The following is a 25507-nucleotide window of genomic DNA, read 5'->3' on the forward strand; positions in this document are numbered from 1 at the left end:
CAGGGTCCGTGAAGGAGGCCTTCACGGCACTTCACCCAGCACCAGCCGCACCGGAATGCGCCAAACGTCCCTTTAGTCCAACTCTCGCGTGCAATGAAAGTGTCTTTCCTTGCAAAATTTGCAAGGAAAGACACTTTCATTGCATCGGCGAGGCGGAGCCGCGAGCAAGCGGGGGAGCAAGGGACCTTTGCTACCACCCCGCCCCGCGAGACCGTCAAGCAGCGCTCTGATCAGGCCGTTTGTGATAAGAGTCGACGTACTCCTGCCCCGAAAGCTCCAGGATGGCGTACATGATCTCGTCGGTCACCGAGCGCCGGATCGCCGGCGACGAGTCCTGCCCCTCGTACCGCGAGAAGTCCAGCGGAGCGCCGTAGGTGACGGTGATCTTCGCCCGCCGCGGGATCCGCTTGCCGGCGGGCTGCAGGTTTTCGGTCCCGGAAAGCGCGACGGGCACGACCTTCGCCCCGGTCGCCAGCGCCAGGGCCGCGACACCGGTGTGGCCACGGTGCAGCCGGCCGTCCAGCGAGCGGGTGCCTTCGGGGTAGATCGCGAACGCGCCGCCCGCGTCGAGCACCTTCCGCGCCGCTTCCAGCGCGGCGAGACCGGCCTGCGCGTTGCCGCGTTCGACCGGGACATAGCCGAGGCCGCCCAGGAAACCGGCCATCAGTTTGCCCTTGAGCCCGCGCCCGGTGAAGTACTCCGCCTTGCCGAGGAACTTGACCTGCCGCATCGCCGTGAAAGTGATCACGCCGGTGTCCAGCGCCGCCCGATGGTTGGGTGCGAGCAGCACCGGCCCGGTGGCGGGGATGTTCTCCACGCCGCGGATCTCGGGGCGGTACAGCGCTCTGACCAGCGGTCCGAGCACGAATCGGACGAGTAGCGGTAGCAAGGTTCCTCCATCGACAGGGTGTCGGACTCCAGCATGGCACGATCACTACTCATGAGTTGGTTCGAGCGGCGTACGTGGCAGAACCCCGGCTGGACGGTCGAAGACATCGTCGCCGCGAAGGGTGACCGGACGGTTTCGGTCGTGCTACCGGCACTCGACGAAGAGGACACCGTCGCCGAGGTCGTCGGCACGGTCCGCCCGTTGCTGGGCACGGTCGTCGACGAGCTGATCGTCATGGACTCCGGGTCCACCGACGCCACCGCCGAGCTCGCCGCCCGCGCCGGCGCGCGCGTGGTGCACCGCGAGGACGTGCTCCCCGAGCTGCCGCCGGTGCCGGGCAAGGGCGAGGTGCTGTGGCGGTCGCTGGCCGCGACGACCGGTGACGTCGTCGTGTTCCTGGACTCGGACCTCGTCGACCCGGATCCGGCGTTCGTGCCGACCCTGCTCGGCCCCCTGCTCTGCGAAACCGGCGTTCACCTGGTCAAGGGGTTCTACCGGCGGCCGCTGCGGCTGGAAAGCAGCGGCGGCGGCCGGGTGACCGAGTTGCTGGCGCGACCGGTCCTCTCGGCGCTGCGCCCGTCGCTCTCGGGGCTCATCCAGCCCCTGGGCGGCGAATACGCCGCGACGCGCGAGTTCTTGGAGTCGGTTCCCTTCGCGGCCGGGTACGGCGTCGAAATCGGACTCATCCTGGACGCCGAAGCGCGCTACGGGCTCGAAGGGCTCGCCCAGGTCAATCTCGGCGTACGCAAGCATCGCAACCGCTCGCTGCTTCAGCTGGGGGTGATGGCGCGCCAGATCCTCGGGACGGCGCTCGCGCGCTGCGGGATCAAATCCGACGACCCGGCCCAGCTCACCCAGTTCGCGCAGGTGGGTGACGAATGGCTGCCGGAGGTCGCCGAGGTGTCGGTCGGGGACCGACCGCCGATGCGGGAAGTACGCGGTCTAAAGGCGTAGCACCTCGTCGAACCCGGCCACCTGCGACTCACGGTGTGTCACCAGGACCACCGTGCCGCGCGCGGCCGCGAGCACGTCCGCCAGGACGGCGTCGCCGTGGTCCGGATCCAGCCCCTCGACAGGCTCGTCCAGTACGAGGATCGGCGGTGCAGAGAGCACTGCTCTCGCCAGGATGAGCCGCTGACGCTGCCCACCGGACAGCCCGTCGCCGTCCGAGCCGACCTCGCGATCCAGCGGCAGGTCGAATCCGGCCGTTTCGCAGGCGGCGAGCAATTCGGCGTCCGAAGAGCCGGGCTTCGCTAGCAGCAGGTTCTCCCGAACCGTGGTGTGGAAGACGTGCGCGTCCGCGAGCGCGCCCGAAATCACCGACGGCAGCAACGTCGGATCGTAGGTCTCCAGAGGTCGCCCGTTCAGCAGGGCGCGCCCAGACGTCGGCGCCACGGCACCCAGCAGCACGTTCAGCAGCGTCGTCTTCCCTGCCCCGCTCGGCCCCACGATCCCGACGCGTTTGCCCGGCGGCAGGTCGAGGTCGACGCCGTCCAGCGCGGGGGCCCTGCCCTCGAACCGGACGCCGACCCCTTCGAGCCGCAGATGCCCCGGCTCGGGCGCGACGGTGCCGCGTGCGGGCGGCACCTCGGTCAGCAGCGCGCGCACCCGCTCGGCCGACGCGCGGACCTCGACCCAGCGCTGGGCGGCCGCGGTCAGCGGCAGGACCAGCTCGAACACGGCCAGCGCGCCCAGGGCCAGCGCCGCGGTCAGCGGCGCCGAAACCCCGGCGGTCAGCGCGATCGCGACGCAGGTCAGCAGCTGGACGAGGATTCCGGACGCGGTCAGCAGGCTCGTGCGGTTCGCCGTCGCCCGATCCCGCGAAGCCAGGGAATCGACCGCGGTGTGTGCTGCGTCCACAGTGGACTCGTGGACGCCGTAGGCGATCAGCTCGCGCCGTCCGGTGATCAGCTCGACCGACCGTTCGGCGAGGTCGGCGCGGGCCGGAGCGTTCGCTTCCGCCGCCGCACGGGTGATCCGCACGCACAGCCACGGCAATCCGATCCCGGCGACGGCGAGCCCGAGCGCGAGCACCAGCCCGGCGGCCGGGCTGGCGATCAGCGCGACCGTCGTCGACACCGCGCCGACGAAGGCGGCGACCCCGGCGGGCAGCAGACAGCGCAGGATCGCGTCCTGCACGGCGTCCACATCGGACACCAGCCGGGTGACGAGATCGCCGCCCGAATGCCGCGAGACCCGGTGCGGCAGCAAAGACGTGTACACGCGGGTCCGCAACGCGCCGAGATAGCGCAGGACGACCTCGTGCCCGGCGAGCCGTTCCGCGTACCGCAGCCCGCCGCGCAGCAACGCCAGGGTCCGCACTGCGACGATCGCCACGGTGAGCGACGCCAGCGGCGGCTGCTCGGCCGCCTTCAGCAGCAGCCACGCGGCGGTGGCCATCAGCGCCAATCCCGCCAGTTCGGCCCCGGCCCCGATCAGCCCGGCCCGGGCCAGCCGCATTACGTCCTTTGCGGACACTCCCCAGACGTTCACACCAGTTCCCGTTCTCGTACGGCGCCATCGCGGACTTCGAGGACGCGGGTGGCCAGCGCGGCCATCGCGGGCCGGTGGGCGACGAGCACCGCGGTCCGGCCGGTGAGCAGTTCGCGGGTCGCGCCGAGCACGGCGGCCTCGGTCCCCGCGTCGAGCCGGGCGGTCGGCTCGTCGAGCAGCGCCAGGCCCGCCTCGGTGCGCGCCAGCGCCCTGGCGAGGCCGAGCCGTTGCCGCTGCCCGGCCGAAAGCGGCGCGCCCAGTTCACCGATCCGCGTCCGGTAGCCGTCGGGCAACCCGCGCGCGACCTCGTCGAACGCGGCCGCGCGCGCCGCCGCCTGGACGTCCGGCACCTGGCCCATGGCGATGTTCTCTTCGACGGTCCCGGTGAACAACGTGGGCCGCTGCGGCACCCACGCCGCCCCCGCCCGCCACGCGGCCTGATCCAGATCGCGCAGATCGACACCGTCGACCAGGACCCGGCCGGACGTCGGCGTCACGAAGCCCAGCAGGACCGCCAGCAGCGTGCTCTTCCCGGAACCGCTGGGCCCGACCAGCGCGACGTGCTCGCCCGCCTCGATCGTCATGTCCACTTCGGACAGTACGGTCTCTTCGCCATACGCGACGCCCACCTTCTCCAGCACGATCCGCGGCGCACCACGGCGGGCCACCCGCGAGCCCTGGACGACGTCCTCGCAGTGCGCGGCCAGTGCCTCGCGCAACGTGGCGAGCCCCTCCGCGCTGGCGTGGAACTTCGCCCCGGCCGCCCGCAGCGGCAGGTACGCCTCGGGCGCGAGCAGCAGCACCAGCACCGCCGTGTGCACGACCATGCCGCCTTCCAGCAGCCGGAAGCCGATCGGCACGGCGACCAGCGCCACCGAAAGCGTCGCCACCAGTTCCAGCACCAGCGCGGACAGGAACGCGACCCGCAGCGTGCGCATCGTCGCGTCGGTGTGCGCGTCCGCCATCGCGCGCACCGTCTTCGCCTGCGCCTCCGCGCGGCCGAACACCTTGAGCGTGCCGAGCCCGCGCACGACGTCGAGGAAATGCCCGCCCAGCTTGGACAGCAGCGACCACTGCTTGGCGGTCTTCGCCTTCGTGTGCTGCCCGACCAGGATCGCGAACACCGGGATCAGTGGCAGCGTCGCGAGGATGATCAGCGCCGAGGACAGATCCGCGGCGAACAGCCGGATCAGCACCGCGACCGGCACGATCGCCGAGAGCACCACCGTCGGCAGATACCCGGTCAGGTAGGCGTCGCTCGCGTCGATCCCCTTGGTCACCAGGGTGGCGACCGCGCCGGGGTTCTCGGCGTCCGCGGCGAGCAGCCGCTTGCGCAGCCCGGCCTTGACCGTCGCCGCGAACCGGCCGCCGAGGCAACCCTGGACGCCCGCGAGCGACGCCCGTACCGCGACGGCGGCCACGAGAGTCCAGGTCACCCCGCCGCCGGTGAGCAGCGTCGCGAGGCCGTCGGCCTGGACGAGGATCGCCGCGGCGGTCAGTGTGCCGAGGACGGCCAGTACGCCGAAATGGCGTCGCAGCCCGGGAAGGGGAGGCATCTCGAGCTCCTAGAAGTGCAGCAGCGAACGCTGGTCGACGCGGGTGTCGTGCCTGCGCCAGGTCACCCACTGCACGGCGGCGATCGCCACCAGCGCCGGGGGCAGGACGAACGTGAGCAGGCCGAGCATCTCGGTGCTGGTGGCCGCTTCCGTCAGGCTCAACGAGAAGCCTTCGTCCACAGAGGACACCAGCGCGTCCGGGAGGCGCAGGGTTCCGATGGCCAGCACCGGCGACGCGGACAGCGTCATGGTGGCGACCAGCGCCGTCTTGTGCCGCCCCGCACGCAGAGCCGCGGCCGCGATCCCCAGCGCGCCGAACGCCAGCACGATCGCGGGCAGCACGGTCCACGACGCGGTGGTCTCGACGGCGCCCCACACGACCGCCACGACCAGGAACGCGAGCGCCGGCGCGAGCAGGGCCTTGGCGATCCGGTTCGCGCGGGCGGTGAACTCCGCCGGCGCCCGCACGGCGAGGAAAGCCGCTCCCTGCAAGGCGAACAGCGCGACGAACCCGGCACCCCAGAGCAGCGCGTACGGGCTGAACACCGCGAGGACGTCGCCGCTCGGTTTCCCGGCCGCGTCGAGCGGGAGCCCGAGCACGAGGTTGCCGAGGAACACTCCCCAGGACACGGCCGTCACCCACGCGCCGACGGTGATCGCCAGCGTCCAGGCGCCGCGGCCCGCGTCCGGCCGCCTGCTGCGCAGCTGCACCGCCGCGGTGAACGTGACCAGGCCGAGCAGCAGGGTCACCACCGGGATGTAGGCCCCGGCGAACACTTTTCCTTCCAGATGCGGGAAGGCGCCGAACAGGACGCCGACCGCGGCCACCAGCCACACCTCGTTGGCCAGGAAGAACGGGCCGAAAGCACCGAGCACACGCCGCCGTCCCGCCTCGTCACGGCCCAGCCTGCCGAGCAGCATGCCGACGCCGTAGTCGTAGCCGGCCAGCGCGAAATAGCCGGCGGTCAGGAAACCGAGCACGCACCACCAGAGGATCACCATCGGTCAGACTCCGCTCAGGACGGGAAGTTCGGCACGGGGCACGGTCGCCTCTTCGACCGGGTCGGGACCGCGTTTCGCGACCCGCGACATCAGCACCCAGTCGGCGATCGCGAGCACCAGGAACAACAGCGTGAAAGCGATGAAGGAGAAGAGGATCTGCCCCGCCGGGATCGCCGCGACGGCGTCGGCGGTGGTCAGCTGCCCGCGGATCAGCCACGGCTGACGGCCGATCTCCCGCACCAGCCAGCCGAGGATCGCCGCGACGAACGGCAACGGGATGGCCAGCACCATCACGTACAGCAGCGGCCGCACCTTGGTGATCCAGTTCCGGAACAGCAGCAGCGTGCCGAGGATCGAGGCGAGGAAGGCGATGAACCCGATCTGGATCATGAAGCCCAGTGAGGCCCCGACGACGGGATCCGCTCCCTCCAGCTTGCCGGGGTGGTACTCCCCGAGCGGGCCGAACTGGGCGAAACCGAAACCGATCACCATCGTGCTGCCGACGAGCGAAGCGAGCACGCCGATCCGCATCGACCGCTGGAAGAACTCGATCTCCTTGGTGCGCTTGATGAAGTGGTACGCGCTGACGCCGACCACGAAGAAGCCGCCGGTCATCAGCGCCGCGCTCAGCACGTGCGGCAGCGAGGCCGTCAGCGCCGGGTTGGTGAACAGCGCGCCGAAGTCGTCGAGTTTCAGCACGCCGTTCTCGGCATGCGTGCCGACCGGGTTCTGCAGGAACGAGTTGGCCACCATGATGAACAGCGCCGAGGCGTACGCGGTCAGCGTGACCAGCCAGATCAGCGTCAGGTGGACCCATTTGTTCAGCCGCCCCCAGCCGAAGATCCAGAGCCCGAGGAAGGTCGATTCGGCGAAGAACGCCACCAGCGTCTCGATGGCCAGTGGAGCGCCGAAGACGTCGCCCGCGACCGCGGACAGGCCGGTCCAGGTGAGCCCGAACTGGAATTCCATCACGATTCCGGTGACGATTCCCAGCGCGTAATTGATCACGTAAAGCTTGCCCCAGAAACGAGTCATCCGCGTGAGCTCCGGCTTGGCGCCGAACGCGGAGCGTGTCTGCATCACCGCGACGAGTGTCACGAGCCCCAGTGTGAGCAGCACGAACAGGAAGTGGAACGAGGTCGTCGTCGCGAACTGGAGTCTCGCGATCGGGAGTGCGTCCATGTCGAGGCACTGTATACGTAGGCTGTCTACATGTAGCCACTAAATCTATGAAATCGGGGTGATCTCGGGGACATTCCCTGAGGCCGGTCCGGGAAAGTCCCGGCTACCCTGGTATGCGGCGATGTGTAGACTGTCTATCTATGAAGGCCGACAGCCTGCGCGGGCACCTCGACGCGCTGCTCCTCGCCGTCCTCGACGGCCGGAAGCTGCACGGGTACGCCATCATCGAGGCGCTCCAGCTCCGCAGCGACGGTGCGCTCGACCTGCCGACGGGCACCGTCTATCCGGCGCTTCGCCGCTTGGAGCGCGCCGGATACCTCGCCAGCGAATGGGACGTCGTGTCCGGCCGCAAACGTCGTACGTACAAGCTCACCCGCTCCGGGCAGAAGGCCTTGGCGGCGGAACGGGCGGAGTGGCAGGAGTTCACCACCGTGATCGGTGGTGTCCTCGGGGGGAGCACGGCATGAGCACGATCGACGGTTATCTCGGCGATCTGGACCGCCGGCTGAACGGGTCGGCGAAGGCGAAGACCGATCTGCTCACCGAGGCCAGGGACGGTCTGGTCGACGCGGCCGAGGCGTATCGCGAAGGCGGTGTCGGCGAGGCGGAGGCCGAACGTCGCGCCGTCGCCGACTTCGGCCCGGTCGCGGTGATCGCGCGTGACTATCAGGCCGAGCTGGCGTTGCGCGGCGACATCGGCACCCTGTGGAAGGTCATCGTCGGTGTGCCGGTGATCCAGGTGACCTGGGAGCTGGCACGGATCTGGACCTATGGCGACTGGAGCCGCTCGGGAAAGCCGAACCCGGAGTGGTACATGGCCGTCATCGAACTCTTCGGCGTCCTGGTCCTCGTTCCGGCCGTGATCGGGGCGGTTTCGCTTTTCGGGGCCCGGCGGCTGGGGCGCCGGCTCGACAGCGTGAGGCTGGGAAAGGTGACGCGGTGGACGGTGGGTGCCGCGGCGGGCACGAACCTGCTGGCGCTGCTGCTGCTCACCGTGAGCACCACGGTTCTCGATCCGTCGAGGATGAACGTCAGCCTCGTGTGCAACCTGGTGGCGCTCGGCTGGGTCGCCTTCAGTTTCTGGCTGCTCACACCGGCTTTCCGGCCCCGGCCCGCGCTCGCCGCATGAACGCGATCGAGTCCTGCATCGGCGAACTCGACGCCCGCCTGTCCGGGCCGCGGGCGGCCAAAGCCGACCTGCTCACCGAGGCCAGGGACGGTCTGATCGACGCGGCCGAGGCGTATCGCGCGGGCGGTGTGGACGAGGCGGAAGCCGAACGCCGTGCGGTCGCCGACTTCGGCCCGGTCGCGGTGATCGCCCGCGACTACCAGGCGGAACTGGGGCTGCGGCGCGACATCCGCGTGCTGTGGGAGCTGATCGCCGGTGTCCCGCTGCTGATCCTCGCCTGGGATCTGGCGCGGGGCTTCGCCGACTGGTCGGAGCTCGGCGCCGCGCCGTCGTGGTACCACCGAGCGATCGGCACGGCCGACACACTCGCGGCGTTGTCCCCGGCGGTCGCGATCGCCGGGCTGCTCGCGGCACGGCTGCTCTCGCGTCGGACGGCCGGCGCGCCGGCCGCGCGCGCGGTCTCGTGGACGCTGGCCGCGGCCGTGGGGTTGAACCTCGTCGCGGTCGCGACCTACGGCGGCGCGACCGGGCTGCTGGAGCCCGCGCGGATGCTCGTCAGCGTGCCGTGCGCGGCCCTGTCCGGAACCTGGATCCTGTTCAGCATGCGGCTCACGGTCGCCGCGCGGAGTTGGAGAACCACGGCATGACGGCGATCGAGGCCTATCTCGGGGAGTTGCGCGCCCGGCTGGACGGCCCGGCGACGGCGAAGCGGGATCTGCTGCGTGAAGCGCGGGACGGGCTCGACGACGCCGCGGACGCGTACCGCGACGGAGGCTGGAGCGAACACGAGGCGCAGCGGCGCGCCGTCGCGGATTTCGGGCCGGTGCACCTGATCGCCCGGGACTACCAGGCCGAACTGGGTATGCACAGCGGCACCCGCACCCTGTGGAAACTGATCCTCGGTGTGCCGCTGATGCAGCTCGCCTGGGAGTTCGCCCGGAAATGGACCTTCGGCGAGTGGTCGCAGCTCGCGCCGGCGCCGGGCTGGTACAAGTACATCGCCCAGTTCACCCACGGTTCGGTCTTCATCGTGCCGGTGCTGGGGGTGATCGCCCTCGTCTCCATGCGGTGGCTCTCCCGGCGGATGGACGGCGCCCGGCTGGTCAAGACCGCCGGCGTGCTGATCGGCGAGGCCGTCGGGCTGAACCTGCTTTCGGTGGCGTTGCTGGTGATCGCCACCGGCGTCATCGACGCGTCGAGACTGTTCCTGTCGGTGCCGTGCGGGATCCTGATGGTGCTCTGGGTGGTCCTCAGCGTGCGACTCGCGTTGCTGGCGCGACGATCGTGGCGTTCGTGTGCCACGATCGTGGCGTGACGACCGCCCTGATCTATCTCGTAGTCATGCTGCTGGTGGCCGCCGTGGTGTTTCTGCTGGCCGCCGTGGTGTTCGGCCGGGGCGAGGAGCTGGCCCCGCTGCCGCCCGGCAGCTCGCCGACCAGGCTGCCCGCCGAGGACCTCACCGCCGAGGACGTCCACGCCGTCCGCTACCAGATGGTGCTGCGCGGCTACAAGATGTCCGAAGTGGACTGGGTGATGCGGCGGCTCGGCGTCGAGATCGAGGAGCTGCGCGCCAAGGTGGCCGCGCTGGAGGCCGAGCGCGAGGGCGCCAGGTGACCGATGTCGTCGTCTCCGTCGACGTCGCGGTACCGGCCGGGACGGCTTGGCTCGCCCTGACCGACTGGGAACGCCAGGGCGAATGGATGCTCGGCACCGAGGTCAAGGTCGTCGAAGGCAACGGGCGTAGCGTGGGGTCGAAGCTGTCGGCGTTCACCGGCGTGGCCGGGATCGGGTTCACCGACACCATGGAGATCACCGGCTGGGAACCGCCGCTGCGCTGTGTCGTGCGGCATCTCGGCAAGATCGTGCAGGGCACCGGGGTCTTCCAGGTGATCGAGAAGGGTCCGCACGCGTCGACGTTCGTCTGGGCGGAGCATCTGCGGCCGCCGTTCGGTGTCGTCGGGCGGCTCGGCTGGCCGGTCGCGAAACCGGGCTTCGAACTGGGGCTGCGGCTGAGCCTGCAGAGATTCGTGAAGTACGCGGAGGGGTACCGGGTTGGCTGAGGCGGGTCTGCTGGGGGCGGACGGGATCAAGCGGTGCTCGTGGGGCAATTCGGCGCCGGACTACGCCGAGTACCACGACACCGAATGGGGTTTCCCGCTCCACGGCGATGAAGAGCTGTACGAACGCCTCTGCCTGGAGTCGTTCCAGTCCGGGCTTTCGTGGATCACGATCCTGCGGAAACGGGAGTCGTTCCGGACGGCGTTCGCCGGGTTCGTGCCGGAGAAGGTCGCGGTCTTCACCGACGACGACGTCGCCCGGCTCATGGCGGACGCGTCGATCGTGCGGAACCGGGCGAAGATCCTCGCGGCGATCACCAACGCGCGGGCGATCTCCGAGCTGGACGGTTCGCTGGACGACCTGCTGTGGTCGTTCGCGCCGGCTCGGCAGAAGCGGCCGCGGCGGATGGCGGACGTCCCGGCGATCACCGACGAGTCGAAGGCCATGGCGAAGGACCTCAAGAAGCGCGGCTTCGTGTTCCTCGGGCCGACGACCTGTTACGCGCTGATGCAGGCGACCGGGATGGTCGACGACCACGTGAAGGACTGCTTCCGGGCCGCCTAGGCCGAGCGGGCGTGGAGGTCTTCGGCCAGTCCGTGCAGCGCGCGGTAGCTGCCGTCGAGTTCGATCCTGCCGCCGTCGCTCAGTTCGATCACGCAGCGCGCGGTGCGGGCGACGGGGATCAGGCCCGCCCAGAGGGAGCGGGTCGCGTACTGGACCGAGCGGACTTCGGGCCAGGTGATCGCGTGGAGCACCTTGCGGCCGTGTACGTCGGCGAAACCGCCTTCGAAGACGTACAGGCCACTGTCGAGCCGTCTCCTTGTCGACACGCACCACCAGAGGAAGAGCGGCGGCCACACGAACAGGATGATGGCGAGCGCTCCGGTCAGGTCACCTTCGCGGATCCCGAGCGCCAGCGCGCCCGCGAGAGGTGCGAAGGCGAAGAAGGTCCCGACAAGGCCCGGCCTGCGGCGGTAGCGACGGAGGAAACCGCCGAGGTCGTGCTCAGCGGCTGCTGTCCGAAGGTGGGGCGGGAGCACTGCGGGAGGTTAGCCGCGGTTGCCCGGTACCGGTCCCCGCACGCGCTATGAACGGTCCGTTCCTTGCAGAATTTGCAAGGAACGGACCGTTCATAGCAGGCGGCGAGGGGCTACTTGCCCTGGAAGTTCGGCTTGCGCTTGCCCACGAAGGCCTCCACCGCTTCGGTGTGATCAGCGGTCGCGCCGAGCGCGGACTGCGCGGCGTCCTCGGCGTCCAGCGCCTCTTCGAGGGACGACTCCGCGGCGACGGACAGGACGTTCTTGATCTTCGCGTACGCGACCGTCGGGCCCGCCGCGAGCTTCGCGGCGACCTTCTGCGCGCGGGCGGCCAGTTCCTCGTCCGGAACGACTTCGCCGACCAGTCCCAGCGTCAGCGCCTCAGCCGAGTCGACCGTGCGCGCCAGCAGCATCAGCTCGGCCGCGCGGCCGAGACCGATCAGCCGCTGCAGCGTCCACGACGCGCCCGAATCCGGGCCGAGGCCGACGTTCGCGAACGCCATCAGGAAGTTCGCCGACGTCGCGGCGATCCGGAGGTCGCTCGCGTACGCGAAGGCCGCGCCCGCGCCGGCCGCCGGGCCGTTCACCGCCGCGATGACCGGCTTCGGCATCGTGACGATCGTCTTGACGATCGGGTTGTAGTGCTCCTTGACCGTGTGTAGCGGCGCGGGGTCACCCGCCTGCAGCAGCCCGACGTGCTCCTTCAGGTCCTGCCCGGCGCAGAACGCCTTGCCCGAACCGGTCAGCACGACCGCGCGGACACTGTCGTCGGCCGCGGCCTCGGTCAGGCCCGCCAGCAGCAGTTCCTTGAGTTCGACGGTCAGCGAGTTGTACGCCTGCGGCCGGTTCAGCGTGAAGGTGCGCACGCCATCGGCGTCGGCGGTCAGCAGAACGTCGGATGTGGTCACGGGATCTCCTAGTCGGCGAAACTGCGGTCAGAGAGGAGTCTTTCAGCCTCGCGAGCCGCATACCAGCACCGATACGGCGGCAAAAGATCGGTCCGCGTTCGCGCTCGGCCGCTGATGAGGGACAATGGACAGTAGACCCGGCTGGCTTTGACGAGCGCGACCCGGGCGCGCCGGTTGAGACGGAGGGAGCACGCTATGGCGGCCATGAAGCCCCGGACCGGAGATGGTCCCCTCGAAGTGACTAAGGAGGGGCGGGGCCTCGTGATGCGCGTACCACTCGAAGGTGGTGGGCGTCTCGTCGTCGAACTCTCCGCGGAAGAAGCGAAGGATCTCGGCGCGGCCTTGCAGGAGGTCACCGGCTGAGCCGGACCGCACCAACGTTCAACCACCCGCACCCCGGTCTCCTCTCGGAGGCCGGGGTCGCGGTTCATCTGCGCCCGGAGGTCGCTCACTGTGCGTAACCCGCTACCCCCCGTTCCGGGGAAGCTGCTCGAACTCGAAGTCTCGGACGACCTCAGGCGCGGTACGCCGCTGGCCACGCTGATCGCCGCGCCGTCCGAAGAGGACGGTGACGCCGGGCTCGCGGAGATCGGCGGTGTACGTCCCACCGGTAAGGCCGGTGACGTCCAGACCGTGCCGACCGGCGGCGTCCGCTGGCTGGCGGGCATCGGCGACGGCGAGCCCAAGCAGTACCGCAAAGCCGGCGCGGCGCTGGTCCGTGCCGTTTCCTCGGCGCTGGAGGACGACGTCAAGGCGGGGCAGAAGGCGTTCCGCGCCTTCGCCGTCGAACTGCCCGAGGACGCCGGCGCCGAGCACGTCGAGGAACTCGCGTTCGGGCTGCTGCTCGGCGGTTACCGGTTCACGGTGACGGCCGAGGAGCCGAAGCCGAGCCTGCGGACCGTGCGCTTGATCACACGTCACGCGGACGCCTTGGACCGGGTTCGCGAACTCGCCGCGGCCGCCGCGTTCGCGCGCGACCTGGCGAACACGCCGTCGAACGTCAAGACCCCCGCCTGGCTCGCCGACACGGCCGCCCGGGTCGCCGGTGGCATCCCGAACCTGACCGTGACGGCGCGGGACGAGAAGTGGCTGGCCGAGCAGGGCTTCGGCGGTGTCCTCGCCGTCGGCGGCGGGTCTGCCGCGCCGCCGCGGCTGATCGAGCTGGAATACCGGCCGCGCGGGGCGACGACGCATCTGCTGCTGGTCGGCAAGGGCATCACCTTCGACACCGGCGGCCTTTCGATCAAACCGGCCGACGGCATGCACCTCATGCGCACCGACATGGCGGGCGGCGCGGCGATCATCGCCGCGGTCCGCGCGATCGCCGCGCTGCGCCTGCCGGTGAAGGTGACCGGGCTGGTGCCCGCCGCCGAAAACCACGTGTCCGGTTCGTCGTACCGGCCCGGCGACATCGTCCGGCACTACGGCGGCAAGACCACCGAGGTGGGCAACACCGACGCCGAGGGCCGCATGGTCCTGGCCGACGCGCTCGTCTACGGCATCAAGAAGCACAAGCCGGACGCGGTGATCGACGCGGCGACCCTGACCGGGGCCATGAAGGTCTCGCTCGGCGTCCGCACCGGCGGCGTCTTCGCCACCGAGGACGCGCTCGCGGAGCGGGTCACGAAGGCGGGCGAGCGGGTCGGCGAGGCGTGGTGGCGGATGCCGCTGCTGGAGGACCTCGCCGAGACCGTGCAGGGCTCGCACGGTGACGTCCGGCAGATGCCGGGTGGTCCCGGCGGCATCACGGCGGCGCTGTTCCTGCGGGAGTTCGTCGGCGAGGTGCCGTGGGCGCACCTCGACATCGCCGGCCCCGCGCGGGCCGACAAGACCTACGCCGACGTCGTGCCCGGGGCCACCGGTTTCGCGGCGCGGACGCTGGTCGAACTGGTCGCCTCCTACGCCTGACCTGCGGTTACCTGCGGGGTGGTAGCAAAGGTCCCTTGCTCCCTCCCCGCAGGTCGACCCTGGGCATGGGCTGCGTCGGCGCGTCTCCGGCATGCGCGGTGAGCCGGCGGGCGAGCCCGGTCGCGGGGCCGGTCAGGTACCGGAACACGAGCCACGCCGTGACGGAGCCGAGGACGAGCCCGGCGAGCACGTCGTGCGGGTAATGCGCGCCGACGAAGACCCGTGAGAAGCCCATCAGCGCCGCGCCCGGCAGCACCCACAGCGCGAGCCGTCGCCAAGCGAGCGCCAGCCCGACGGCGGCCGCCGCCCCGATGGTGGAGTGGTTGCTCGGGAAGGACCAGTCGCCGATCGGCGGGCAGTCGACGAGCGTGACGAGGTTCCGGCACGGCCGGTCCTCCTGGATCACGCTCTTGAGCCCTTCGCTGATCAGGTACGCGATCGCGGTCGCGGCGGGCGGCAGCAGCGCCACGGCGATCCGGACGGGTGAGGTGCGCGCCCGCCACAACATCCAGGCGAAGAGTGCCGCGAAGGCGAGCAGCCCTGCTTCGGTGAACAGGATCCCCGTCGCCTGAAGCCAGCTCGGGCTCGCACCCGCCAACTCCACGATGTCGTCGTACATTCACCCGAAGTTAGCGAAAACGACGTGCTCGCGTGGTGGACGAACGGCACGGATCGACCCTGACGATCGTCACCAGGGTTGTGCGCGAACCCGCTCCCGGAACCGCAGCACGGCGGGCGGCAGGACGACATCGCGACGCCAGGCCAGCCCGATGGTCCGTCCGACCGGCGGCACCAACGGGACTTCGACGACCCCCGCCGGGCTGCCCGGCTCGAACCGGGGGAGCAGCGCGACGCCGAGCCCGGCCGCGACGAGGCCTCGCACGGTGTCGGACTCCTGTCCCTCGAAGGCGATCTTCGGCTCGAAGCCGGCCGCGGCGCACAGCTCGTCGGTGATGGTGCGGAGGCCGTAGCCGGTTTCGAGGAGCACGAACTCCTCGTCCTCGAGGTCCTCGATGGCGGCGCTGGACCGGCCCGCGAGGCGGTGGGACGTCGGAACGGACAGGAAGATCTCCTGCTCGGTGAGCACGGCGGTGTCGAGCAGCGGGTCGTCGACGGGCGCGGGTGCGAGCAGCGCGAGGTCGAGTTCGCCGCTGGTCAGCCTGTCGACCATGTCCTGACGCGACCCCTGGACCAGGGTGAACCGGACGCCGGGATGATCCGCGCGATAGCCGCGGAGGAGCGTGGGGACCAGCGACCTGCCGAGCAGATGCAGGAAGCCGAGGACGACGTGCCCGGATTCGGGGTCGACCTCTTCACGGGCTTGGCGGACTCCGGCGTCGACGGCGGCGAGCGCGCGCTCGGCGGCGTCGGCCAGCAGCTCGGCGGCCCGGGTGAGCCGGATGCCGCGACCGTCGGGGACCGTGAGCGGGGCGCCGAGGGCCTCGCCGAGCGCCGAGATCCGGCGGCTTACCGTGGGCTGTGGGACGCCGAGCAGTTCGGCCGCGCGTGTGACGTTCGTCGTGCGGCGGAGTGCGGTGAGCAGCGCGAGCTGGGGGGCTAGCTGGGCGGTCATCCTTTCATTCAGCACGGTATCGATTGTGGCAGATGAGCGTATTAGACGTATCGTTTAGCCAGGCTTAGCTTCGGGACCGTGCCTGCCACCGGAACCACCACCCGTCGCGTGACGATCGCCGTCGCCGCGGCCGGGATCTCCTCGTTCGCGCTGCTCTACGCGCCGCAGCCGGTGCTGCCACAGCTGGCCGAGCAGTATCACCTCGACCCCGGTGGCGCTTCGCTCGCGGTGAGTGTCGCGACCGGTGCGCTCGCGATCGCCGTGCTGCCCATCGCGGCGCTCTCCGAGGTGGTGGGACGGCGTCCGGTGATCATCGCGTCGGTGGTCGCGTCGGTCGTGTTCGGTTTCCTGCTGCCGCTCGCGCCCAGCTATCCGGCGCTGCTCGTACTGCGGGCACTGCAGGGAGTCGCGATCGCGGGGTTCCCCGGAGTGGCCGCCGCCTACCTCGCGGAACGGCTCGGCAAGGCCGGGCTCGCGGCGGCGGTGGGCGCGATGATCGCCGGGAACACCATCGGTGGCATGGTCGGACGGCTCGCGGCCGGGTTCACCGCCGGACCGTTCGGGTACCACGGCGCGCTGATCGTGGTCGCGGGGATCGGGCTGGTCTGCACGGTGGTCACGGTGCTGGCCCTGCCGCCGGGGGAGCAAGGGACCTTTGCTACCACTTCCCCGAATCGTCGCAGGTCAGAACGGTTGCGTGAGCAGGGCAGGGCGGTGCTGGCAGGGCTCGGCGCGGCCGTCCGGAAGCCGGTCCTGCTGGTCCAGTACGCGGTCGCTCTGCTGGCCATGGGCTCGTTCGTCGCGTTGTACAACGCGGCCGGATTCCGCCTCACCGGCGAGCCACTGAACCTGTCGCCCGCGATCGCGTCGCTCGTCTTCCTCGCGTACGCGATGGGCTCGGTCTCGTCGGCGACGGCGGGCAAACTCGTCGGCAGGTTCGGGCGTCGCCGGTCGCTCGCCGGTGCGCTGCTGCTCACGATCGCGGGCGCCGCGCTGACGCTGTCCGACTCGCTGCCCATGGTCGTCGCGGGGTTCGTGGTGCTGACCGGCGCGTTCTTCGCCGCGCACGCCGTCGCCAACGGCTGGGCCGCCGCGGAGGCGCCCGAGAACGCCCGAGGCCAGGTGGGCGGGCTCTACACGCTTTCGTACTACCTCGGCAGCAGCGTCGGCGGCGCTGTCGGCGCGAGTGTCTACGGGCACGCGGGCTGGACCTGGCTGATCGTGCTCACCGCCGCTTGGCTGGCGCTCGCCGCGGTGGCCGTGCTGAAGGGGACTTTCCCCGCGTCACACGCGGTGAAAGCGCCCTTCGTCGCGTCCGATGCGGTGAAAGCGTCCTTCAGCCCCCGGCGGTAGCAAAGGTCCCTTGCTACGCGATCGCGGCGACCAGCAGCCCGCCGCCCACCGGCAATAGCGCCGGGACCAGCCGCTCGTCCTCCCGGAACGCCCGCGCGACCTCCCGCAGCGCCAGGGTGTCCGGATCACGCCGTGAGGGATCGGTCACCCTGGTCCCCGAGACGTTGTGGAACGCCAGTATCCCGCCGGGCCGCAGCAGCGAGACGGCCTTCTCGTAGCAACTCGGGTACTCGACCGGCGCCGAATCGACGAACACCAGGTCGTAGCCGCCCGGAGTCAGCCGGGGGAGGACGTCGAGCGCGCGCCCCATGATCAGGCGGGTCCGCCCCGGCGCGTAGCCGGCTTCGCGGAACGCCGCCCGCGCCGCCCGGTGGTACTCCGGCTCGATGTCGATCGAGGTGAGGATTCCGTCGTCGACCATGCCGCCGAGCAGGCACAACCCGCTCACCCCGGCCCCGGTCCCGACCTCGACGACGGCCTTCGCCCGCAGCGTCGTGGCCAGAAAACGGAGAGTCGCACCCGCGCCCGCGCTCAGCGGGCCGCAGCCCAGATCGGCCGACCGCGCCCGCGCGGCGGCCAGAACCTCGTCGTCGGGGACGTAGCCGTCGACGAGATCGGCGTCGGCGGCCTCGGCAGGCGAGCCCGCATGCGTCCCGGAATTCACACGCGGAGGTTAGCGCTGCCTATCGTCAAAAGAGCAGAAGACTCCTGGTAACGACTTCTCAGCCTCCTCTCAGTCCAGTCTCACTAGAAACATAAGCAGGCCGGACAGACTGGTCCTCGACAACGGGAACACCGTGCTCATCGCCCGCGTTGGGTGGAGTAGTTGGGAGAAGACGCTGATGGAGGTGCCTACTTCCCCGATGCAGGACACGATGCAGGACCAGCACGCGGACCAGGTCACGCCGGTGACGGTGGACGAGGCCGCATGGACGCCGCCCTCGTGGGACGAGGTCGTGCGTGAGCACGCCGACCGCGTGTACCGGCTGGCATACCGCCTGACCGGTAACGCCCACGACGCCGAGGACCTGACGCAGGAGACCTTCATCCGGGTCTTCCGCTCGCTCGCGTCCTACAAGCCCGGCACGTTCGAAGGCTGGCTGCACCGCATCACCACGAACCTCTTCCTCGACATGGCCCGCCGTCGCTCGCGTGTGCGGATGGAAGGCCTCCCCGAGGACACCGATCGCATCGTCGGTGACGACCCGAGCCCCGAGCAGGTCTACTCGGACACCCATCTCGACCCGGACCTGCAGGCCGCGCTCGACGAGTTGCCGCCCGAGTTCCGTGCCGCGGTCGTGCTGTGCGACGTCGAAGGCCTCTCGTACGAGGAGATCGGCGCCACCCTCGGTGTCAAACTCGGCACCGTGCGCAGCCGGATCCACCGCGGCCGCCAGGCGCTTCGCGCTTCTTTGGAGCGCCGTCGCGCCGCGGCGCAGGAGTCTGCGAAGGTGGGGGTATGACCGCACCGCGAGGTTGGGGACTCCCCGAGTCGCATCTGCTTCCGGACGCCATCGTCGCCTTCGTGGACGGCGAGCTGTCCCTCGGCGCCCAGGACCGGGCTTCGGCGCATATCGCCCGTTGCCAGTCCTGCGCCGCCGAAGTGACCGCCCAGCGCCAGGCCGTCGCGGCCGTGAAGCAGGCGGGAGCCCCGTCGATGTCGGCGGGTTTCCTGGCCAGCCTGTGCTCCATCCCGCAGAACACCGAACTTCCCGGTACGCCGGACAACCTGGCGATGACCGCCGACGGTCAGCTGGTGGCCATCCAGCGCCCCGACCGGGTCGCCGGCCTTCGCGACACCGGGGTCTTGGGCGGTACCGCGCCGTTGGGATCATCGGCGCCGTTGGGCCAGTCGCCGAACGTCCTCGGCGGCGGGCGGTTCGGCCTCGCCCGGCGGAAGTACGCGCAAGGCGCCGGAGTCGTCGTTTCGGGTCTGGTGCTGAGCGCCCTGGCCCTCGTCGCGACCTCGGGTGACGGCACCGAAGACCAGCCGAACACCGGCTTGACTCCGCCGCAAGGCGTCAACGCCGGGCTGCTGCCCGCGCAGCTGGGCGGCGCCCAGCCGGAGCCGCCGCGCAGCACCACGCCGAGCCCGAGCACGTCCAGCGTGCCCATGCCGGTGTCCGCCCGCTGATCCGCCCCGTCAGGAGCAGATCGTCGCGCCCTGTTCTCGCCGATCCTCAGCCACGGTGGGACGTCGTGCTTGCGGAAACCTTCCTGGCGATGCCCACGCGTACGACGCTCGCGGTGGCGCGGTCGCCTTCGGCAGGTCGTGAGACACAGTTTCCTCATGTGTCACATTTCTCGCCGGGTTCGGGGAATCAACGCGCACTTCACCGTGGTCACGGCAGAATCCCGGGTGAGGCTTGGCGTACTCTCGCGTCCGGCCAACCTGATCTCAGCCCCGGGGAATGATGACCGAGCAGCCGAACGCGAATCCGCAGCAGCCTGGGGATCGGCTGGCGCCGCGCCCGCTGGCCCGGCCCGCCGTCGATCCGGCGCAGGCGGCCACGTTCGGCAGGCCGCGCGGCGTCGACGGAGCCTTCGACAAGCTGTACCAGCCCAGCGGCAACGGGCAGCCCGCGCCGGGCCTGAACCTCGCGCCCCCGACGCCGGAATCACTCGCCGAGGCCTTCCGCCGCCCGCCGGGCGCCGAAGGTGTCGTGCTGGAGCGGCCGCACGGGACCAACGGCTCCGAACCGTCCGCGAATGGCGCCGAAGGCCCGCTGTGGACGACGACCTCGGATCCCTGGCGCGACCCGTCGTCCGGAGCGGTGCTCGCCGGACCCGCCGTGCACCAGGACTCGGAAGAGGAGAAGGACGCGAAGCGCCCGCAAGGTGCGCTGCTGAGCCTTCCTGAGGTCCTTTTCGGGCGGCGCGTGCAGACGAAGGCGCTGGCGATGCTCGCCGCGGTCGCGCTGGTCATCGGCGCCGCCGGCGGGCTGATCGGCTGGTGGTTCGCCGACACCGGCACCGAACTGACCGGGCAGGCCAGCATCTCCGAAGCCGACGCGGCCAAGGAGCGTCCGGCCGGCTCGATCGCGGACATCGCCCACCGGGTGGCACCCACCGTGGTCTCGCTCGAAGTGTTCAAACCCGGCGCCGAAGCCGGTCAGCAGGGCTCCGGCGTCGTCATCGACACCCAGGGCTACGTGCTCACGAACGAACACGTGATCTCCGCCGCGACGGCCGACGCGGCCACCAAGGTCACCGCCGTGTTCTTCGACGGCAAGCGCGTCGAGGCGAAGGTCGTCGGCGCCGACCCCAAGACCGACCTCGCCGTGGTCAAGGTCGACGTCAAGAACCTGACCGCGCTGCAGGTCGGGAAGTCCTCCGACCTCGCCGTCGGCGACTCGGTGATCGCCGTCGGTTCGCCGCTGGCGCTGCAGAACTCGGTCACCGCGGGCATCGTGAGCGCGCTCAACCGCCCGGTGACCGCCGGTGGCGACGGTGGCAGCGCGCCGGTGATCTACGAGGCCATCCAGACCGACGCCGCGATCAACCACGGCAACTCGGGCGGCGCGCTCGTCGACGCGACCGGTGCGCTGGTCGGGATCAACTCGGCGATCCGCTCGTCCAGCGCCGAGGGCGGCAGCATCGGCATCGGGTTCGCCATCCCCAGTGACTACGCGGTGAAGATCGCGAAAACACTGATCAAGGACGGCAAGGTCGTCCACCCCGACATCGGCATCAACGCTTCGTCGACCGTCGCGGGCTCCAGCACCATGGGCGCACAGGTCCGCAACGTCGCCCCTGGCGGCCCCGCGGCCGCCGCCGGGATCAAAGAAGGCGACGTCATCACGGAGGTCGGCGGACGGCTCGTGCGCGACTCGGCGGAACTGCTCGTCGCGGTCCGCGCCCGCGAAGTCGGCGAAGTGGTCCCTGTCCGCCTTGTCCGGGATGGGTCTTCTCTGGTCGTGGACGTGAAACTGGCCTCGGACTAGCGAGTTCGGACGGGTACCCTGAACGGGGAAGACGCCGAGGCGGAGGTTCACACGGGTGTTCGAGAGTGTCGGCTGGGGAGAAATCCTCATCATCGTCGTCGCGGGTCTGTTCATCCTCGGTCCGGAGCGGCTGCCCGAAGCGGCGTCCTGGGTGGCGAAGAGCGTCCGCAAGGTCCGCGACTTCGCCACCGGTGCCAAGACGCAGCTGCGCGAGGAGATGGGCCCGGAGTTCGATCAGTTGCGCAAGCCGCTGGAGGACCTGAGGGGCCTGCGGAACTTCGACCCGAAGCGGGTCGTCACCCAGCACCTGTTCGACGGTGACTCGGATCCGCTGGGGATCAACAACATCAACGGCACCAATGGCGCCAACGGGACCAACGGCTCTGCCAAGCCCAACGGCTACCCGGCGACCGCTTCCCAGCCGGAGCCGCTGAAGCCGGGTGAGCGCCCGCCGGTCGACCCGGACGCCACCTGACCCACCCGCGTTCAGTCCTCTAGTTGCGGTCCTTGCGTGTGCAAGTACCGCAACTAGAGGACTAAACGCATCAGGGGTCAGCGGCCCGCGGGGCTGACGTTCAGCATCATCCCGGCCAGCCCGCGCGCCCGGACGGTCAGCTTCTTCGCCGCCTCCTTGAGCACGAGCGACGCCGGCGCGTCCGGCTCGGCCAGCACGATCGGCGTCCCGGCGTCGCCGTTGGAAACCACACGCGGGTCCATCGGGACCTGCCCGAGCAGCGGCACCGTCGACCCGACCGACTTCGACAGCGAATCGGCCACGGACTGCCCGCCGCCGGAGCCGAAGATCTCCATCTTCTGGCCGTCGGGCGTCTCCAGCCACGACATGTTCTCGATGACCCCGGCCACCCGCTGCCGCGTCTGCAGCGCGATCGCGCCCGCGCGCTCGGCCACCTCGGCGGCCGCCTGCTGCGGGGTGGTGACGACCAGGATCTCCGCGTTCGGGATGAGCTGCGCCACCGAGATCGCGATGTCGCCGGTACCCGGCGGCAGGTCCAGCAGCAGGATGTCGAGGTCGCCCCAGAACACGTCGGCGAGGAACTGCTGCAGCGCGCGGTGCAGCATCGGCCCGCGCCACACCACGGGGGTGTTGCCCGGGGTGAACATGCCGATCGAGATGACCTTCACGCCGTGCGCCTGCGGCGGCATGATCATGGTGTCGACCTTGGTCGGCTTCTCCCGCGCGCCGAGCATCCGCGGCACCGAGTGCCCGTAGATGTCCGCGTCCACCACGCCGACGGAAAGCCCGCGTTCGGCCATCGCGGCCGCGAGGTTCACCGTCACCGAGGACTTGCCGACGCCGCCCTTGCCGGACGCGACGCAGTAGACCCGGGTCAGCGAACCCGGCTGCGCGAACGGGATCACCGGCTCCGCGGCGTCACCGCGCAGCGATTTTCGCAGCTCCGTGCGTTGCTCGTCGCTCATCACGTCGAGCTCGACCCGGACGTCGTTGACGCCGGGGAGCTTCTTGACGGCTTCGGTGGTGTCGTTGGTCAGCGTCGCCTTCAGGGGGCAGCCGGCGACCGTCAGGTAGATCCCGACGGTGACCACACCGTCCGAGCCGACCTCCACGCCCTTGACCATGCCGAGTTCGGTGATCGGTTTCTTGATCTCCGGGTCGTACACGGCCTTCAGCGCGGTGCGGACATCGTCGACGCTGGGGAGTTGCTGCGTACTGGTCACCCCACCATGTTACGTACCGGTAGGCGTGCGGTCCGGTTTGCCCTTGCGAGGCTTGACATCAAGATCCTCACGGAGCCGGTCGAGCTCGCTTCGCAGGAAGTCCCGCGTGGCGACCTCGCCGAGCGCGATCCGCAGCGACGCCAGCTCCCGCGCGAGGTATTCGGTGTCGGCCTTGGTCTGCGCGGCGCGGTTCCGGTCCTCCTCCAGCGAGACGCGGTCGCGGTCGTCCTGCCGGTTCTGCGCCAGCAGGATCAGCGGCGCGGCGTACGCGGCCTGCGTCGAGAACGCCAGGTTCAGCAGGATGAACGGGTACGGGTCCCACCGCAGCGAGACCGCGACCAGGTTCAGCACGATCCAGACGATGACGATCAGCGTCTGCCAGAACAGATACTTCCCGGTGCCGAGGAACCGCGCGATCCGTTCGGTGAACCGGCCGAACGAATCGGGGTCGATGTTCAGCCTGAACCGGCTCTGGCCGCGGGGCTGGTCCAGCCGCCGCCCGGGCAAAAGTTCAGGCACGTTCGGCCTCCTCGGTGATCTCGCCGGTGATGTCGTGGAGGCCGGTCTCGCGCCAGTCCTCGGGGAGCAGGTGGTCGAGCACGTCGTCGACGGTGACCGCGCCGAGCAGGTGGTCTTCGGTGTCCACCACCGGCCCGCAGGTGAGGTTGTAGGCGGCGAAGTATCGCGTGACCTCGGACAACGAAGCGTTCGGCTTCAGCGCGGGCAGTTGCGTGTCGACGGCGCTCGCCACCATCTCGGCGGGCGGTTCGCGCAGCAGCCGCTGGAAGTGGACGACGCCGACGAACCGCCCGGTCGGCGTCTCGGTCGGTGGACGGCAGACGAACACCATGCTGGCCAGTGCCACCGGGAGATCCGCGTTGCGGATGTGCGCGAGCGCCTCGGCGACCGTGGCGTCCGGCGTCAGCACCACCGGCTCGGGCGTCATCAACCCGCCCGCGGTGTCGGACGAGTACTTCAGCAGCCGCTTCACCGGTGCCGACTCCTCGGGTTCCATCAGCTCCAGGAACCGGTTCTGCTCGGCGGGGGCCAGTTCGGCCAGCAGGTCGGCGGCGTCGTCGGGATCCATCGCTTCGAGGATGTCGGCGGCGCGTTCCTCGGCGAGGTAGGACAGCAGTTCCTTCTGGTCGTCTTCGGGGAGCTCCTCGATGACGTCGGCGAGGTGCTCGTCGTCCATCGCGTCGGCGACCTCGTGCCGTCGTTTGAGCGGCAGGTCGCGGACCGTGGCGGCGACGTCGGCCGCGCGCATGGTGTCGAACAGCATCAGCAGCTGTGCCGCGCCCTGGGGCTGGCCGGTCAGGTCGGTGAGCCCGAGCCCGGACACCTCCGCCCACGGCAGCACCTGCATCGCCGAACGCCGTCTGCCGAGGCCGAGCCTGCTCGACCGCTCCCGGATCGCGAGTTTCGCGAGCACCCAGTCCCGCGTGCGCGTCGGCTCCATGCCGGCGTCGACGACGGTGACCCGCGTGTCCGAGCCGGTGAGGGTGGCGTGCGCGTCGAACAGCTGCCCGACCACCAGCACCTCGTTCGGCCGCTGGTGGAAGCGCCGCATGTTCACCGATCCGGTGGCGAGCGTGACCGCGCTGGGTTCGATCGAGGTCACGCGCAACATCGGCACGAACACGCGACGCCTCGTCGTCAGCTCGACCACGATGCCCAGGATCCGCGGCGGTTGCTGGTCCAGGCGCAGGCCCGCCACGAGGTCCCGCACCTTGCCGATCGATTCCCCATCGGGGCCGAAAACCGGCAAACCGGCCAGCTGAGCTGCGAATACCCTGTGCACGGCTGCCATGCCCGAAGGTTATCCGCTCCCGGGGCCGGAGACGATTCGTGTGCTCACCGCAATGCCCAGGCGGCGATTCCGGGGACGGCGGCGTACGCCGGGTCTTCGGCGAGAGTTTCGGGCGAGGCGCCCTCGGCGAGGTCTTCGTACAGCCAGGTCCAGTTCTGCACCGCGCGGACCAGCGTCCATGCCCGTGCGCGTTCGGCGTCCACCCCGGCCGCCGCGCAGAACCATGTGAGCTTGTCGTCCATTGTGGACTCTTCTGCCCGGTTCCAGAGGATCGAGATCGCGCCGAACTCCAGATCGCCCGAAAGCGGCTTCGGGTCGATCACCAGCCACGGTTCGCGCGTCCCGGCGAGGACGTTCTCGAAGTGCAGGTCTTCGTTCACCATCAGCTCACCGGACTCCGGTCCGAGGTTCACGCAGACTTCCACGGCGGCGTCGATGTACTTGCGATCGAACGGTTCGCCCAGTTCGCTCCAAGCCTCCGGGAGTTCGGTGACCAGCTCCGCGGCTTCCTCGCGAAGAGATCGCTGCAGTGCTTCGGGAGCGGGGACGGCCAGCCGCCGCGCCAGCGCGCCGACGGTCTCGACGGCCTCCTGGATCGGCTCCGTTTCGAGCGACCGGCTCGCGTCGAGCCGCTCCAGGAGCAGGACGCCGTCCTCGGGCACGTTGTCGTACATCAGGACCGCGCCCTGACCGGCCCAAGTGGACAGTGCGAGCGGTTCGTCGTCGGATTCCTCGTGCGGCCAGCCGAGTTTGAGGATCGCGGGGGAGCCGTCCGCGCGGCGCACGGGCTGCGCGACGCCGACGAAGCCGTGCATGGCCTCGCCGTCGTACTCGAGCCGCCACTTGGCGGTGTACTTCTCGGCGAGGAACGGGAGGGAATCGAGCCACTCGGCGGCTCCGGGGCCGAGTTCGGCGGCGCGGTCGAGGAACTTGGGCGGGATCTTGAAACCGGTCACGAACCCACCTT

At 70.2% G+C, this 25507-nt stretch carries 29 protein-coding genes; 15 read left to right on the forward strand and 14 right to left on the reverse strand.

The window, feature by feature from the left end; genetic code table 11:
- Positions 1-214 precede the first annotated feature (214 nt).
- On the reverse strand, positions 215-889 hold the full coding sequence (locus ACOCEP_RS16445) for a lysophospholipid acyltransferase family protein (protein WP_126736376.1): 675 nt from the start codon (positions 887-889) through the stop codon (positions 215-217).
- Positions 890-940: 51 nt separating this feature from the next.
- Here ACOCEP_RS16445 and ACOCEP_RS16450 point away from each other — a divergent pair, with 51 nt between their 5' ends.
- Entirely contained in the window at positions 941-1843 is a 903-nt protein-coding gene (locus ACOCEP_RS16450) for a glucosyl-3-phosphoglycerate synthase (protein WP_482338172.1), read from the forward strand.
- Here ACOCEP_RS16450 and cydC read toward each other — a convergent pair.
- From cydC to ACOCEP_RS16470, 4 genes are read right to left on the reverse strand one after another with little or no spacing between them, the layout of a single operon-like run.
- Positions 1832-3367 carry a thiol reductant ABC exporter subunit CydC gene (gene cydC, locus ACOCEP_RS16455; protein WP_482338175.1) on the reverse strand — a complete coding sequence of 512 codons (1536 nt, stop codon included), beginning with the start codon at positions 3365-3367 and terminating at the stop codon, positions 1832-1834. The two genes, ACOCEP_RS16450 and cydC, sit on opposite strands and share 12 nt — an antisense overlap.
- An 11-nt stretch (positions 3368-3378) precedes the next feature.
- On the reverse strand, positions 3379-4938 hold the full coding sequence (cydD, locus tag ACOCEP_RS16460) for a thiol reductant ABC exporter subunit CydD (protein WP_482338177.1): 1560 nt from the start codon (positions 4936-4938) through the stop codon (positions 3379-3381).
- Positions 4939-4947: 9 nt separating this feature from the next.
- Positions 4948-5940 (reverse strand): cytochrome d ubiquinol oxidase subunit II, encoded by a 993-nt coding sequence (locus tag ACOCEP_RS16465; protein ID WP_482338179.1) that lies wholly within the window; start codon positions 5938-5940, stop codon positions 4948-4950.
- 3 nt (positions 5941-5943) lie between these two features.
- Complete coding sequence (locus ACOCEP_RS16470) at positions 5944-7122, reverse strand: cytochrome ubiquinol oxidase subunit I (RefSeq protein WP_482338180.1); 1179 nt, start codon at positions 7120-7122, stop codon at positions 5944-5946.
- A 140-nt stretch (positions 7123-7262) separates the two neighbouring features.
- On the opposite strand from ACOCEP_RS16470, the gene ACOCEP_RS16475 reads away from it, so the two are divergent.
- The 7 genes from ACOCEP_RS16475 to ACOCEP_RS16505 are packed head-to-tail and all read left to right on the forward strand — an operon-like array spanning position 7263 to position 10873.
- Positions 7263-7589 carry a helix-turn-helix transcriptional regulator gene (locus ACOCEP_RS16475; protein WP_016331437.1) on the forward strand — a complete coding sequence of 109 codons (327 nt, stop codon included), beginning with the start codon at positions 7263-7265 and terminating at the stop codon, positions 7587-7589.
- Complete coding sequence (locus tag ACOCEP_RS16480; RefSeq protein ID WP_482338182.1) at positions 7586-8251, forward strand: permease prefix domain 1-containing protein; 666 nt, start codon at positions 7586-7588, stop codon at positions 8249-8251. Before ACOCEP_RS16475 ends, ACOCEP_RS16480 begins: the two co-directional genes overlap by 4 nt.
- Entirely contained in the window at positions 8248-8898 is a 651-nt protein-coding gene (locus ACOCEP_RS16485; RefSeq protein WP_482338184.1) for a permease prefix domain 1-containing protein, read from the forward strand. The genes ACOCEP_RS16480 and ACOCEP_RS16485 overlap by 4 nt, the downstream gene beginning before the upstream one ends.
- Positions 8895-9566 carry a permease prefix domain 1-containing protein gene (locus ACOCEP_RS16490; RefSeq protein WP_482338185.1) on the forward strand — a complete coding sequence of 224 codons (672 nt, stop codon included), beginning with the start codon at positions 8895-8897 and terminating at the stop codon, positions 9564-9566. The genes ACOCEP_RS16485 and ACOCEP_RS16490 overlap by 4 nt, the downstream gene beginning before the upstream one ends.
- Entirely contained in the window at positions 9563-9865 is a 303-nt protein-coding gene (locus tag ACOCEP_RS16495; protein WP_482338186.1) for a DivIVA domain-containing protein, read from the forward strand. The genes ACOCEP_RS16490 and ACOCEP_RS16495 overlap by 4 nt, the downstream gene beginning before the upstream one ends.
- A complete protein-coding gene (locus ACOCEP_RS16500; protein ID WP_482338188.1) occupies positions 9862-10311 on the forward strand; it encodes an SRPBCC family protein in 450 nt (149 codons plus the stop codon). The genes ACOCEP_RS16495 and ACOCEP_RS16500 overlap by 4 nt, the downstream gene beginning before the upstream one ends.
- A complete protein-coding gene (locus tag ACOCEP_RS16505; protein ID WP_482338190.1) occupies positions 10304-10873 on the forward strand; it encodes a DNA-3-methyladenine glycosylase I in 570 nt (189 codons plus the stop codon). Before ACOCEP_RS16500 ends, ACOCEP_RS16505 begins: the two co-directional genes overlap by 8 nt.
- Here ACOCEP_RS16505 and ACOCEP_RS16510 read toward each other — a convergent pair.
- Together ACOCEP_RS16510 and ACOCEP_RS16515 are read right to left on the reverse strand one after the other, a co-directional pair.
- Positions 10870-11349, reverse strand: a complete 480-nt coding sequence (locus ACOCEP_RS16510) for a hypothetical protein (protein ID WP_482338191.1) — start codon at positions 11347-11349, stop codon at positions 10870-10872. The two genes, ACOCEP_RS16505 and ACOCEP_RS16510, sit on opposite strands and share 4 nt — an antisense overlap.
- A 110-nt stretch (positions 11350-11459) precedes the next feature.
- On the reverse strand, positions 11460-12254 hold the full coding sequence (locus ACOCEP_RS16515; RefSeq protein WP_482338193.1) for an enoyl-CoA hydratase/isomerase family protein: 795 nt from the start codon (positions 12252-12254) through the stop codon (positions 11460-11462).
- A gap of 195 nt (positions 12255-12449) precedes the next feature.
- Here ACOCEP_RS16515 and ACOCEP_RS16520 point away from each other — a divergent pair, with 195 nt between their 5' ends.
- Positions 12450-12617, forward strand: coding sequence for a DUF3117 domain-containing protein (locus ACOCEP_RS16520; RefSeq protein WP_005155393.1), 168 nt, complete (start codon positions 12450-12452; stop codon positions 12615-12617).
- A gap of 90 nt (positions 12618-12707) precedes the next feature.
- On the forward strand, positions 12708-14162 hold the full coding sequence (locus ACOCEP_RS16525; protein WP_482338196.1) for a leucyl aminopeptidase family protein: 1455 nt from the start codon (positions 12708-12710) through the stop codon (positions 14160-14162).
- A gap of 7 nt (positions 14163-14169) precedes the next feature.
- Here ACOCEP_RS16525 and ACOCEP_RS16530 read toward each other — a convergent pair whose 3' ends face one another.
- Positions 14170-14781, reverse strand: coding sequence for a phosphatase PAP2 family protein (locus tag ACOCEP_RS16530; RefSeq protein WP_482338198.1), 612 nt, complete (start codon positions 14779-14781; stop codon positions 14170-14172).
- 69 nt (positions 14782-14850) lie between these two features.
- Positions 14851-15735: a LysR family transcriptional regulator gene (locus ACOCEP_RS16535; RefSeq protein ID WP_482339739.1), complete on the reverse strand. Its 885-nt coding sequence runs from the start codon at positions 15733-15735 to the stop codon at positions 14851-14853.
- 108 nt (positions 15736-15843) lie between these two features.
- Between ACOCEP_RS16535 and ACOCEP_RS16540 the strand changes: the two genes are divergently transcribed.
- Positions 15844-17088 (forward strand): MFS transporter, encoded by a 1245-nt coding sequence (locus tag ACOCEP_RS16540; RefSeq protein ID WP_482339740.1) that lies wholly within the window; start codon positions 15844-15846, stop codon positions 17086-17088.
- A 13-nt stretch (positions 17089-17101) separates the two neighbouring features.
- Here ACOCEP_RS16540 and ACOCEP_RS16545 read toward each other — a convergent pair whose 3' ends face one another.
- On the reverse strand, positions 17102-17752 hold the full coding sequence (locus ACOCEP_RS16545; RefSeq protein ID WP_192746594.1) for an O-methyltransferase: 651 nt from the start codon (positions 17750-17752) through the stop codon (positions 17102-17104).
- A gap of 178 nt (positions 17753-17930) precedes the next feature.
- Between ACOCEP_RS16545 and sigE the strand changes: the two genes are divergently transcribed.
- The 4 genes from sigE (at position 17931) to tatB (ending at position 21507) form a co-directional block, all read left to right on the forward strand.
- Positions 17931-18551, forward strand: coding sequence for an RNA polymerase sigma factor SigE (gene sigE / locus ACOCEP_RS16550; RefSeq protein WP_037332153.1), 621 nt, complete (start codon positions 17931-17933; stop codon positions 18549-18551).
- A complete protein-coding gene (locus tag ACOCEP_RS16555; RefSeq protein WP_482338200.1) occupies positions 18548-19222 on the forward strand; it encodes an anti-sigma factor family protein in 675 nt (224 codons plus the stop codon). Before sigE ends, ACOCEP_RS16555 begins: the two co-directional genes overlap by 4 nt.
- 280 nt (positions 19223-19502) lie before the next feature.
- A complete protein-coding gene (locus ACOCEP_RS16560) occupies positions 19503-21032 on the forward strand; it encodes a S1C family serine protease (protein ID WP_482338201.1) in 1530 nt (509 codons plus the stop codon).
- 55 nt (positions 21033-21087) lie between these two features.
- Complete coding sequence (gene tatB / locus ACOCEP_RS16565; RefSeq protein WP_482338203.1) at positions 21088-21507, forward strand: Sec-independent protein translocase protein TatB; 420 nt, start codon at positions 21088-21090, stop codon at positions 21505-21507.
- Between the two features lie 77 nt (positions 21508-21584).
- Here the strand turns inward: tatB and ACOCEP_RS16570 are convergent, their stop codons facing one another.
- From ACOCEP_RS16570 to ACOCEP_RS16585, 4 genes are read right to left on the reverse strand one after another with little or no spacing between them, the layout of a single operon-like run.
- Positions 21585-22730 carry an Mrp/NBP35 family ATP-binding protein gene (locus tag ACOCEP_RS16570; protein ID WP_482338204.1) on the reverse strand — a complete coding sequence of 382 codons (1146 nt, stop codon included), beginning with the start codon at positions 22728-22730 and terminating at the stop codon, positions 21585-21587.
- Between the two features lie 9 nt (positions 22731-22739).
- Positions 22740-23249, reverse strand: a complete 510-nt coding sequence (locus tag ACOCEP_RS16575; RefSeq protein WP_482338206.1) for a DUF1003 domain-containing protein — start codon at positions 23247-23249, stop codon at positions 22740-22742.
- Entirely contained in the window at positions 23242-24540 is a 1299-nt protein-coding gene (locus ACOCEP_RS16580; protein WP_482338208.1) for a magnesium transporter MgtE N-terminal domain-containing protein, read from the reverse strand. The genes ACOCEP_RS16575 and ACOCEP_RS16580 overlap by 8 nt, the downstream gene beginning before the upstream one ends.
- A 44-nt stretch (positions 24541-24584) precedes the next feature.
- Positions 24585-25496 (reverse strand): aminoglycoside phosphotransferase family protein, encoded by a 912-nt coding sequence (locus ACOCEP_RS16585; protein WP_482338209.1) that lies wholly within the window; start codon positions 25494-25496, stop codon positions 24585-24587.
- Between the last annotated feature and the right edge of the window lie 11 nt (positions 25497-25507).

The organism is Amycolatopsis sp. CA-211722, assembly GCF_056828465.1.

Bases quoted from the DNA above. Each gene is read 5' to 3' on its own strand.
- ACOCEP_RS16555 (WP_482338200.1), top strand. From the start codon at position 18,548: ATGACCGCACCGCGAGGTTGGGGACTCCCCGAGTCGCATCTGCTTCCG.
- ACOCEP_RS16560 (WP_482338201.1), top strand. From the start codon at position 19,503: ATGACCGAGCAGCCGAACGCGAATCCGCAGCAGCCTGGGGATCGGCTG.
- ACOCEP_RS16490 (WP_482338185.1), top strand. From the start codon at position 8,895: ATGACGGCGATCGAGGCCTATCTCGGGGAGTTGCGCGCCCGGCTGGAC.
- ACOCEP_RS16520 (WP_005155393.1), top strand. From the start codon at position 12,450: ATGGCGGCCATGAAGCCCCGGACCGGAGATGGTCCCCTCGAAGTGACT.
- ACOCEP_RS16465 (WP_482338179.1), bottom strand. From the start codon at position 5,940: ATGGTGATCCTCTGGTGGTGCGTGCTCGGTTTCCTGACCGCCGGCTAT.
- ACOCEP_RS16450 (WP_482338172.1), top strand. From the start codon at position 941: ATGAGTTGGTTCGAGCGGCGTACGTGGCAGAACCCCGGCTGGACGGTC.
- ACOCEP_RS16485 (WP_482338184.1), top strand. From the start codon at position 8,248: ATGAACGCGATCGAGTCCTGCATCGGCGAACTCGACGCCCGCCTGTCC.
- ACOCEP_RS16475 (WP_016331437.1), top strand. From the start codon at position 7,263: ATGAAGGCCGACAGCCTGCGCGGGCACCTCGACGCGCTGCTCCTCGCC.
- ACOCEP_RS16530 (WP_482338198.1), bottom strand. From the start codon at position 14,781: ATGTACGACGACATCGTGGAGTTGGCGGGTGCGAGCCCGAGCTGGCTT.
- ACOCEP_RS16470 (WP_482338180.1), bottom strand. From the start codon at position 7,122: ATGGACGCACTCCCGATCGCGAGACTCCAGTTCGCGACGACGACCTCG.
- ACOCEP_RS16535 (WP_482339739.1), bottom strand. From the start codon at position 15,735: ATGACCGCCCAGCTAGCCCCCCAGCTCGCGCTGCTCACCGCACTCCGC.
- ACOCEP_RS16580 (WP_482338208.1), bottom strand. From the start codon at position 24,540: ATGGCAGCCGTGCACAGGGTATTCGCAGCTCAGCTGGCCGGTTTGCCG.
- ACOCEP_RS16480 (WP_482338182.1), top strand. From the start codon at position 7,586: ATGAGCACGATCGACGGTTATCTCGGCGATCTGGACCGCCGGCTGAAC.
- cydD (WP_482338177.1), bottom strand. From the start codon at position 4,938: ATGCCTCCCCTTCCCGGGCTGCGACGCCATTTCGGCGTACTGGCCGTC.
- sigE (WP_037332153.1), top strand. From the start codon at position 17,931: ATGGAGGTGCCTACTTCCCCGATGCAGGACACGATGCAGGACCAGCAC.